Genomic DNA, 9,591 nt, shown 5'->3' on the forward strand with positions numbered 1-9,591 from the left:
CGTCGAGCCCTACCGCACGCCCGACCGGTGGTTCGCGGCGGCGCACGCCGAGGGCCGAGGCGTCGAGCTCGAGCTCCTCGCGATCGAGACCGCGCTGGACGGCGCGCGCGGCCTGGCCGGGGAGATCGACCTGTCCGTCAACGCGTCGCCCGCGACCCTCGGCGACGCGCGCCTGCATGCGCTGCTCACGAGCGTCGGGCGCCGCGTCGTCATCGAGATCACCGAGCACGCGGTGATCGAGGACTACCCGTTGCTCCAGGGCTCGGTCGCCCAGCTCCGCGCGCTCGGGGCGAAGATCGCCGTCGACGATGCCGGGGCCGGCTTCGCGAGCCTGCGTCACGTCGTCCAGCTCGCACCGGACACCATCAAGCTCGACATGTCGCTGACCCAGGACCTCGCCGCGAGCCCCCTCCGCCGTGCGCTCGCGGGCGCCCTCATCGAGTTCGCCCACACGTCCGGGGCGGATCTCGTCGTCGAGGGCATCGAGGAGCAGGCCGACCTGAGCGCCTGGTCCGGTCTCGGGGCCTACGCCGTCCAGGGCTACCTCGTGGGTCGGCCGGGTCCGCTGCCGGCGGCTCTCCTCAGCCCCGTGGTCGAGGCGCTCCACCGGGGTCGCCAGGGACCCGTGACGCGGTCCGCATGACCCACGAGTGGTCGCCCGAGCGCGAGATCGGGCCCGACCTCGCCGCACGCGTCATCGGCGAGCAGTTCCCCGAGCTCGCCGGCCTGCCGGTCCGGGCCTTCGACGCCGGCTGGGACAACGCGGTGCTCGCCGTGGGCGACGACTGGCTGTTCCGCTTCGTCCACCGGGCGATCGCCCTGCGCGGAGCACGACACGAGGTCGCCGTGCTGCGCCACCTCGCCGACCGCTTCCCCGTGCCCATCCCCTACCCGCGCTACCTGGGCGCCCCGACGGACGAGGTGCCCTGGCCCTTCTGGGGCACGCGGGCGCTGCCGGGCGTCGAGCTCGCGCACGCGGGCCTCGCTGACGGCGACCGCGTGCCGCTCGCCCGCGCCGTGGGCGGGTTCCTGCGCGAGCTGCACGCACCCGCTCTCGCGCAGGGGACCTCCGCGGCACTCGCGGCCGACGGGCTCAGCCTCCTGGTCGACCCCAACCGCCGGAGCGAGCCCGACGTGGTCGCCGAGCGCGCACGGGGCGCCCTCGACCAGCTCGCCGCGCTGGGCTGGCACGAGCCCGCGGACGTCGACGCCGTCCTGTCCGAGGCCCGGCGCGTCGGCCCGGCCGATCCCGCGGACGCCGTCCTCGTGCACGGCGACCTGCACGTCCGGCACCTCCTGGTGGCCGACGGCGCGCCCACGGGAGTCATCGACTGGGGCGACACCGCCCTGGCCGACCCGTGCGTCGACCTCATGATCGGCTTCGCGGCCTTCGACGGGGCGGCCCGTGCCGCCTTCCTCGACGCGTACGGACCGGTCACCCCGGACCGCGAGCTCCGCGCACGCGCGGTCGCGATCCGCGTCACCGCGAGCCTCGCGCACTCCGCGGCCGTCGAGGGGCTCGAGGCGGTCCGGCGCGAGGCGCTCGCGGCGATCGCCCGCGCCACTCGCTGACGGCGCACGGCGGCGGTGCGGGCGGACCGGGGGGTGAGCGGATCGGCTGAGGACCCGGGCGGTCAGTCCTGAGGCGCGAGCAGGAACCCGGTCCCCTCGGCCGACGTCGCGGCGTCGAGCTGCTGGTCCGCGAGGATCGTCGACGTCCTCGGCTCGACGAACACGCGCGCCCCGTCCACCTCGACGACCTCGTCGCCGTCGGCCGGTGCTGCCGCGAGGGAGACCTCGAAGGCGCCCGCGCGCTCGGGCGACTCGGCGATCCGCAGGCCGCCCTGCGGCGACAGGTGCGCGCGCCGCGTGACGTCGCGGACGGCATGACGCGCGTTGGCGCTGAGCGTGAGCATGGACGGCACCTCCCCCGGCGCCGTTCCGCGGACGCCGCACCGACCACCGTCGCGGCGTCCGGCTCGCCCCGCAACCGGATGGGTCCGCTCCACGTCGTACCGATGCGGTCGTACCGATTCGACCGTCGATGCGGCCGGTGGGACAGTGGCATCCCCCGTCCCCCCTGGAGGTTCGCATGGCCCTCGTCCTCGTCACCGGCTCGTCCGACGGCATCGGCCTCGAGACGGCGCGCCAGCTGCTCGCCGCGGGGCACGACGTCGTCGGGCACGCACGCTCCGAGCAGCGCGCGGCCGACCTGCGCGGCGCCGTCGCGGGCCTGCGCGAGGTCGTCGTCGGCGACCTCACGTCGCTCGCCGAGACGCGCGCGCTGGCCGAGGCGGCGAGCGCCGCAGGACCGTTCGACGCCGTCGTCCACAACGCGGGCGTCGGCGGCGGCGTGCCCACGCGGACCCTCACCGAGGACGGCCTCGAGCGGATCTTCCAGGTCAACACCGTCGCGCCGTACGTGCTCACGGCGCTCATGCCGCGGCCCGCCCGCCTCGTCCACCTCACGTCGGGGCTCGAGGCGCAGGGGGTCGCGCGGCTCGACGACCTGCAGTGGGCCGACCGCCCCTGGGACGGCATGCAGGCCTACTCGGACTCGAAGCTGTACGACGTCATGCTCGCGTTCGCCGTCGCGCGCCGGTGGCCCGACGTCCTGAGCACGGCGGTCGACCCGGGCTGGATCAAGACCAAGCTCGGCGGCCCCGACGCATGGGACGAGGTCGCCGAGGGCGCCGCCACGCAGGTGTGGCTCGCGACCTCCGACGACGACGCCGCCCGCGTCACCGGCCGCTACCTCAAGCGCTTCGAGGTCCTCGACGCGAACCCGCAGGCCTCCGACGTCGACCTCCAGGAGCGCCTGCTCGAGCGCCTCGCCGAGCTGACGGGCGTCACGCTGCCGGACTGAGGCCTGACGGCACGCCCGCCCCCGGCGCCGCCCCGCGCGTCAGGGCCGGCGCGTCAGGGCCGGTCCGGGGACGCCGGGCCCGGTCGGTCCGGACGAGCGTCGTCGTCGCCGTCCGCCGGCACCGCCGGCACCGCACCCGACGCCGTCTGCTCGCGCTCGGCGATGACGTCGATGCCCGGCCCGGCGAAGGCCTTGGACCGCTCGATCGCCGGCAGGCTGCCCGTGAACAGGCGCGAGTCCTTCTTGGGGTCCAGCCGGACGGTGTCGTCCGCGGTCGGGTGGGCGTCCGGAGAGCCCGCAGGCAGCGGCGCGGTCGCCGGCCCCGCTCCCTCTGCGGCGCCGTCCGAGGGCCGACCCGGCCGCACCGGGCTCGCCGACCCGCCGTCGGCGACGGGCTGCTCACGCCGGGGCACGCGCCGCACCGGCCGCTCGTCGCCCACCGGGCCCGACTGCTCCCACCGGCTGCGCGGCAGCGCCTCGGGGTGGTGGCTCCGCAGCCACTCGACGAGTCCTTCGCGGACCTCGCACCGCAGGTCGAACAGGGTCGGTGCGTCCGCCGCGCTCGCCAGGGCACGCACCCGGACGAAGCCGCCGACGGCCTCGGTGACCTGCAGGATCCCGACCCGGTGGTCCCACAGCCCGCTCTCGTTGAGCAGCCGCGTGAGCTCGGCACGCATCTCGGCGACCGGGACGTCCCAGTCGAGGTCGAGCTCGACCGTGCCGAGCAGGTCCGCCGCGCGCCGTGTCCAGTTCTCGAACGGGGTCGTCGTGAAGAACGTGGACGGCAGGATCAGCCGGCGGTCGTCCCACACGTGCACGACGACGTACGTCATCGTGATCTCCTCGATCCGTCCCCACTGCCCCTCGACGACGACGACGTCGTCCACGCGGATCGCGTCGGTGAAGGCGAGCTGGAGGCCCGCGAAGACGTTGGCGAGCGACGTCTGCGCCGCGAGGCCGGCGACCACCGACAGGAGCCCGGCCGAGGCCAGCAGGCCCGCGCCGGCGGCACGCGCGCCCTCGAACGTGAGCAGCACGCCCGCCACGGCGCAGACCACGAGCACGGCGACCGTGAGGCGGCGCAGGATCATGATCTGCGTGCGCACCCTGCGGGCGTGGCGGTTGTCCGGGACGTCGAGCCGGTAGCGCGCGGTCGCGGCGTCCTCGACGACGAACGCGAGCGCACCGATCAGCCAGGCGGCGCCGACGATCAGCGCGATCAGCAGCACGTGCTCGACGGTCGGACGCCAGGCCGGGCCGTCTGGCGGGGGGTCCGTCACGAACCGCAGCGCGAGCCAGACGAACGCGACGACGAGCACGGCGCGGAGCGGGCGGCGCGCGCGCCGGGAGAGGTTCTCCGCGAGCCACGTCCGGCGGCCGACGGCCCTGACCACCGCGGCGAGCACCTCCGCCACCACGAGCGCGAGGATGAGCGCGCCCGCGATGGCGAGGACGACGAGCGGCGCGGGTGCCGTGCCGCGATCGGTGACGTCGGTCCCGGCCAGGTCCGTCGCCAGGTGCTGCGCGGGCAGCGTGAGCATCAGGTCGTTCAGTCGGGGGATCACCCGACCAGGCTAGGACGAAGCGGACCCGGCGCCCACGGTCCCCCGAGCCGAGGTGACCTCGCGCGCGTCACCCGATCGGGCGCGTTGATCGACTCGACATGCGGGGTCAGTCGACCGGGTCTAGCGTCCCTGCCGAGGGTCAGCACCCACAGGAAAGATCCAGCAACGGAGGTCAGCCATGGGAATCGGCTCCATCATCGCCGCGATCGTCGTCGGCATCATCATCGGGCTGCTCGGGCGCCTCGTCGCCCCCGGCAAGCAGAACATCTCGCTCCTGGTCACCGTGATCGTCGGCATCATCGCCGCGCTGCTCGGCACGTGGATCGCCGGCGCACTCCTCGGCACCGAGGACACGCCCGGGATCGACTGGATCGAGCTCGTCATCCAGGTCGTGCTCGCCGCGATCGGCGTGACGATCGCCGCCAACATGCTGGGTCGTCGTCGTCGCGTCTGACGCGTCGCCCGGCGGTACCGGTGCCCGGTGGTCCTCGGACCACCGGGCACCGTCGTCTGTACGGCCGTCCGCGGTGTGGCGACGCACAACCCGATGTTCGGTTTTGTTGAAGTCTGAGTGATGGTGTGGGTACGCTGGCGGCATGACCTGGCTCGTGACCGGCGGCGCCGGCTACATCGGATCCCACGTGGTGCACGCGTTCCTCGACGCCGGGCTCGAGGCGGTCGTCGTCGACGACCTCTCGAGCGGGCACGAGCAGTTCGTGCCCGCCGGCGTCCCGCTGGTGCGCACGAGCATCCTCGACACCGACGGCGTCCTCCGAGCCCTGCGCGAGCACGCGGTGACCGGCGTCGTGCACCTCGCCGGGTTCAAGTACGCGGGCGTGAGCGTCCAGCGCCCGCTGCACACGTACGAGCAGAACGTCACCGGCACGGCGCAGCTGCTGCACGCCATGGCCGAGGCCGGCGTCGCCTCGATCGTCTTCTCCTCGAGCGCCGCCGTCTACGGGACGCCGCACACCGACCTCGTCACCGAGCAGACCGCGCCCGCGCCCGAGTCGCCGTACGGCGAGAGCAAGCTCATCGGCGAGTGGCTCCTGCGGGACCAGGCGCGTGCGACCGCGGACGGCCCCTCGCCCCTGCGGCACACGTCGCTGCGCTACTTCAACGTGGTCGGGTCGGGCCGCGAGGAGCTCTACGACACGAGCCCGCACAACCTGTTCCCGCTCGTCCTCGACGCCCTGGTCGCCGGCCGGACGCCCCGCATCTACGGCGACGACTACGACACCCCGGACGGCACCTGCGTGCGCGACTACGTCCACGTGGCCGACCTCGCGACGTCCCACGTCGCCGCGGCCCGCGCGCTCGCGGAGGGCCGCGAGCTGGAGCCCGTCTACAACCTCGGCAGCGGCGACGGCGTCTCGGTGCGGGAGATCATGACCGCGATGGCCGACGTCACGGGCATCGCCTTCGAGCCGGAGATCGCCGCCCGCCGCCCGGGCGACCCGGCACGCATCGTCGCGTCGGGCGAGCTCGCCGCGCGGGACCTGGACTGGCGCATGCGGCACTCGCTCACCGAGATGGTCGCGAGCGCGTGGCAGGCGCGCCAGGCCCACGCCTGACCGTCGCGACCGTCGGACCGGCTCGGCCCGCCCCGCTCACCCGAGCGCGCGCAGCGCGTCGAGCCGGCTCGCCGCCTCCTCCAGCGTGGGCAGGGAGCCCGCGTAGATGCCGCTCTCGCGCGGCCAGTGCACGACGACGTCGGTGAAGCCGAGCGCGGCGGCGCGCGCGACCCCCTCCTCCAGGACCGCGACGGACTCGAGCGAGAAGACCGGCGCCGCGTCGATGTTGAGGTAGCGGTCGATCGTCGCCGGGTCCCGGCCCGCGTCGCGCGCCGCGGCCTCGAAGCGCTCCACGAGCGCCGCGAGCCCCCGCCACCACGCCTCCACCTCGGCGTCCCGCCCGACCACGCCCTCGCCCGTGCCGAGGTCCGTCGGACCGTAGGTGGCCCAGCCCTGGCCGTACCGCGCCGCGACCCGCAGCGCCCGCGGCCCGTTGGCCGCGACGACGAACGGCACGCGCGGGCTCTGCACGCACCCGGGGTGCATGCGGGCGCCGTGCGCCTCGAAGTGCTGACCCGTCCACTCCGTGACCGGCTGGGTGAGCAACGTGTCGAGCAGGCCGACGAACTCCTCGAACCGCTCGGCGCGCACGCGGGGTGTGACGGGCGGACCGAGGACCTCGGCGTCGAAGCCCGTACCCCCCGCGCCGACGCCGAGCACCAGCCGGCCGCCGCTGATGTCGTCCAGCCCCATGACGTCCTTCGCGAACGGCACGGGATGGCGGAAGTTCGGGCTCGCGACCCACGTGCCCAGGCGGACCCGCTCGGTGACGGCCGCGGCCGCCGCCAGCAGCGGGACCGTGGCGAACCAGGGCTCGTCCGCGAGCGTGCGCCACGCCAGGTGGTCGTACGTCCAGACGTGGTCGAACCCGTACTCCTCCGCGCGCCGCCAGCGCTCGCGGTCCACCGCCCAGCGGTGCTGCGGCAGCAGCACGATCCCGATCCGCATCCGGCCCTCCGTCGTCGTGTGGTCGTCCTGTGGTCGTCGTCGCGCTGGTCAGGACCAGCCGAGCTCGTGCAGGCGCTCGTCGTCGATGCCGAAGTGGTGCGCGACCTCGTGCACCACCGTGACAGCGACCTCCGACACGACCTCGTCCGCCGTCGCGCACACGGCGAGCGTCGGGTTCCGGTAGATCGTGATGCGGTCGGGCAGCGAGCCGGCCGCCCACCACCCGTCGCGCTCGGTGAGCGCCACGCCCTCGTACAGGCCGAGCAGGTCCGGGTCGTCCGCGGGCGCGTCGTCCTCGACGAGCACGACGACGTTGTCCATCTGGTCGGCCAGCTCGTCCGGGATGAGGTCGAGGGCGTCGCGCACCGCGTCCTCGAACTCGGCCCGCGTCATCTCCACCACGGGCCCATCATCGCGCGGTCGCGCACCCCGCAGGGACAGCGCGCCGAGCACGGCGGGACGCCCCCGGCGAGGCCGCTTTGGAGATACTCCCGCCCTCCCGTATGCTTTCCGAGGTCTTACGACGCTTCGACGTCACGGGCGTCCGACGTGACACGGGCCCCCATCGTCTAGCGGCCTAGGACCCCGCCCTTTCACGGCGGTAGCACGGGTTCGAATCCCGTTGGGGGTACGGCCCGGGCACGAAGAGCAGTTCGCAGGATCGCAGTTCAGCAGCACACGCAGTCAGCAGGACCTTGTCTCACCACAAGGCCCCGTAGCGCAGTTGGTTAGCGCGCCGCCCTGTCACGGCGGAGGTCGCGGGTTCAAGTCCCGTCGGGGTCGCTCGTCATCCGCCCGGTCAGCAGACCGGGCGGAGGCAGATCAGGGCCACTTAGCTCAGTTGGTAGAGCGTTCGACTGAAAATCGAAAGGTCGGCAGTTCGACCCTGCCAGTGGCCACACCGCACTCACGCCCCGTCCGCGCCCCCGCCGACGGGGCGTCGTCGTCCCCGGGTCGTTCGACCCTCGCGCACGACGCGGCCGGAAAAGCCGTCGCGCTCCCGCTCCCCAGGGGACACGCTCGCATCGTGACCACCCTTCCCGTCCCCAGCAGCGCCGGCACCACCGCCGCTGTCACGAACGATCCGGCCACGAATGATCAGGCCACGACCGACCCGGCCGCGACCGGTCCCGGCGCCCCCGCCATCGCCGACGGCCCGTCCGGCGTCGAGATCGTCGAGGTCCTGGCCGCCGAGCTGGACAGCCCCGACGCCTGGGCCATCCACGGCACAGTGCTCCTCGAGCGCGCGACCCACCTCGACACGGTGGGCGACACCGACCTGGCGCTCGACGCCGGCACGACCAGGGCGACCCTGCTCGACCCGTACCGGCGCATGCGCCGCTTCGTCGCCGTGCGTGACGCGAGCCGGAGCCCGGAGTCCGTCGTCGGACGCGCGATGGTCGCCCTGCCCCAGGTCGGCAACGCGCACGTCGCGCAGGTGTACGTGGGCGTGCACCCGGAGTGGCGCGGGCGCGGTATCGGCTCGGCGCTGTGGGACGCCGTCGTGGCTCTCGCACGCGAGGCCGGCCGCACCGTGCTCCACGCCGACGCCGAGTTCTCCCCGGAGCCGCCGCCCGGCCCCGGCGCGCTCGAGGCACCGACCGGGAGCGGGCGCATCCCCGCCGACCACCCCTCGACGCGGTTCCTCCTCGCGCGCGGCATGCGCCTCGAGCAGGTCGCGCGGCACTCCGTGCTGGACCTGCCCGTTCCGCCGGAGCACCTGCGCTCGCTGCACGACGACGCCGCGGCCGCGGCGGGCGACGCGTACCGCGTGCACGTGTGGCACGACGAGGTGCCCGACCGCTGGGTCGACGACGTCGCGAGGCTCGAGACGCGGATGAGCACCGACGCGCCGTCGGGCGACCTCGACGTCACCGAGGACCCGTGGGACGCGGCGCGCGTGCGCTCCGCCGAGGAGCAGATCCACGAGCGCGGCCAGCGCTACGTCCTCGCCGCGGCCGAGCACGTCGCGACAGGGACCCTCGCCGGCTTCTCGATGGTCACCTACCCCGAGGCCGACGCCGACGCCGAGGGGGACGACAGCCGACCCGCGTTCCAGGAGGACACCCTGGTGCTGCGCGAGCACCGTGGGCACCGCCTCGGGATGCTCGTGAAGACCAGCATGCTGGCCGAGCTCGACCGCCGGTCACCGCGGACCCGACGGCTGCACACCTGGAACGCCGAGGAGAACGCGCCGATGCTCGCGATCAACGTCGCGCTCGGCTTCCGCCCCGCCGGGGTCGACGCCGAGTGGGAGGGCCGTCTCTGATCGCCTCCCGCCTCCCCGCGAGAGTCGTCGTGACGACGAGGGTGCGCCCAGGGGGCGCGTGCAGAACAATGTCATCGGACGCAGGCCGCCGTGACGGCTCCCGACGACGAAGGACGTGGTGAGGTGGCTAGCACGCAGACGCGACCGGATGCTCGGCCGAGCATCGGGGAGCTGGTCAGCACCCTGTCCGAGAAGCTCTCACAGCTGGTGCGGGACGAGATCCGGCTGGCCAAGGCCGAGGTCGCCGCCAAGGCGAAGCACGCCGGCACGGGCGCCGGCCTGTTCGCCGGAGCGGCGCTCTTCGGCTTCTTCGGTCTCGCGGCGCTCATCACGACGGCGATCCTGGGCCTCGCCAACGTGGTGGACCCG

General features: G+C 74.3%; 11 protein-coding genes and 3 tRNA genes. 10 read left to right on the forward strand and 4 right to left on the reverse strand.

Annotation, left to right across the window (positions count from 1 at the left end; all coding sequences use genetic code 11):
• Together ICW40_RS15325 and ICW40_RS15330 are read left to right on the forward strand one after the other, a co-directional pair.
• On the forward strand, positions 1–643 hold a 643-nt coding region (locus ICW40_RS15325; RefSeq protein ID WP_221654884.1), incomplete at its 5' end, for an EAL domain-containing protein.
• Entirely contained in the window at positions 640–1,572 is a 933-nt protein-coding gene (locus tag ICW40_RS15330; RefSeq protein ID WP_221654885.1) for a phosphotransferase, read from the forward strand. The genes ICW40_RS15325 and ICW40_RS15330, both read left to right, overlap by 4 nt.
• A 62-nt stretch (positions 1,573–1,634) precedes the next feature.
• Here ICW40_RS15330 and ICW40_RS15335 read toward each other — a convergent pair whose 3' ends face one another.
• Positions 1,635–1,916 carry an adhesin gene (locus tag ICW40_RS15335; RefSeq protein WP_221654886.1) on the reverse strand — a complete coding sequence of 94 codons (282 nt, stop codon included), beginning with the start codon at positions 1,914–1,916 and terminating at the stop codon, positions 1,635–1,637.
• 176 nt (positions 1,917–2,092) lie between these two features.
• On the opposite strand from ICW40_RS15335, the gene ICW40_RS15340 reads away from it, so the two are divergent.
• On the forward strand, positions 2,093–2,866 hold the full coding sequence (locus ICW40_RS15340) for an SDR family NAD(P)-dependent oxidoreductase (protein WP_221654887.1): 774 nt from the start codon (positions 2,093–2,095) through the stop codon (positions 2,864–2,866).
• A gap of 53 nt (positions 2,867–2,919) precedes the next feature.
• Here the strand turns inward: ICW40_RS15340 and ICW40_RS15345 are convergent, their stop codons facing one another.
• On the reverse strand, positions 2,920–4,431 hold the full coding sequence (locus ICW40_RS15345) for a mechanosensitive ion channel family protein (RefSeq protein ID WP_308121845.1): 1,512 nt from the start codon (positions 4,429–4,431) through the stop codon (positions 2,920–2,922).
• A 178-nt stretch (positions 4,432–4,609) separates the two neighbouring features.
• Here ICW40_RS15345 and ICW40_RS15350 point away from each other — a divergent pair, with 178 nt between their 5' ends.
• Together ICW40_RS15350 and galE are read left to right on the forward strand one after the other, a co-directional pair.
• Positions 4,610–4,885 carry a GlsB/YeaQ/YmgE family stress response membrane protein gene (locus tag ICW40_RS15350; RefSeq protein ID WP_221654888.1) on the forward strand — a complete coding sequence of 92 codons (276 nt, stop codon included), beginning with the start codon at positions 4,610–4,612 and terminating at the stop codon, positions 4,883–4,885.
• Between the two features lie 142 nt (positions 4,886–5,027).
• Complete coding sequence (galE, locus tag ICW40_RS15355) at positions 5,028–6,005, forward strand: UDP-glucose 4-epimerase GalE (protein WP_221654889.1); 978 nt, start codon at positions 5,028–5,030, stop codon at positions 6,003–6,005.
• A gap of 36 nt (positions 6,006–6,041) precedes the next feature.
• Here galE and ICW40_RS15360 read toward each other — a convergent pair whose 3' ends face one another.
• Entirely contained in the window at positions 6,042–6,953 is a 912-nt protein-coding gene (locus tag ICW40_RS15360; protein WP_221654890.1) for an LLM class flavin-dependent oxidoreductase, read from the reverse strand.
• 48 nt (positions 6,954–7,001) lie between these two features.
• Positions 7,002–7,346 carry a metallopeptidase family protein gene (locus tag ICW40_RS15365; protein WP_221654894.1) on the reverse strand — a complete coding sequence of 115 codons (345 nt, stop codon included), beginning with the start codon at positions 7,344–7,346 and terminating at the stop codon, positions 7,002–7,004.
• A 165-nt stretch (positions 7,347–7,511) separates the two neighbouring features.
• Between ICW40_RS15365 and ICW40_RS15370 the strand changes: the two genes are divergently transcribed.
• The 5 genes from ICW40_RS15370 to ICW40_RS15390 form a co-directional block, all read left to right on the forward strand.
• Positions 7,512–7,584: transfer RNA gene (locus ICW40_RS15370), tRNA-Glu, on the forward strand.
• Positions 7,585–7,662: 78 nt separating this feature from the next.
• Positions 7,663–7,736: transfer RNA gene (locus tag ICW40_RS15375), tRNA-Asp, on the forward strand.
• A 43-nt stretch (positions 7,737–7,779) separates the two neighbouring features.
• Positions 7,780–7,852, forward strand: a tRNA-Phe gene (locus ICW40_RS15380).
• A 128-nt stretch (positions 7,853–7,980) separates the two neighbouring features.
• Positions 7,981–9,222 (forward strand): GNAT family N-acetyltransferase, encoded by a 1,242-nt coding sequence (locus tag ICW40_RS15385; protein WP_221654891.1) that lies wholly within the window; start codon positions 7,981–7,983, stop codon positions 9,220–9,222.
• Between the two features lie 123 nt (positions 9,223–9,345).
• A partial coding sequence (locus ICW40_RS15390; RefSeq protein ID WP_221654892.1) for a phage holin family protein occupies positions 9,346–9,591 on the forward strand: 246 nt, incomplete at its 3' end.

Origin of the sequence: Actinotalea ferrariae (genome assembly GCF_019733465.1) — a bacterium.
GTDB lineage: Bacteria > Actinomycetota > Actinomycetes > Actinomycetales > Cellulomonadaceae > Actinotalea > Actinotalea ferrariae_A.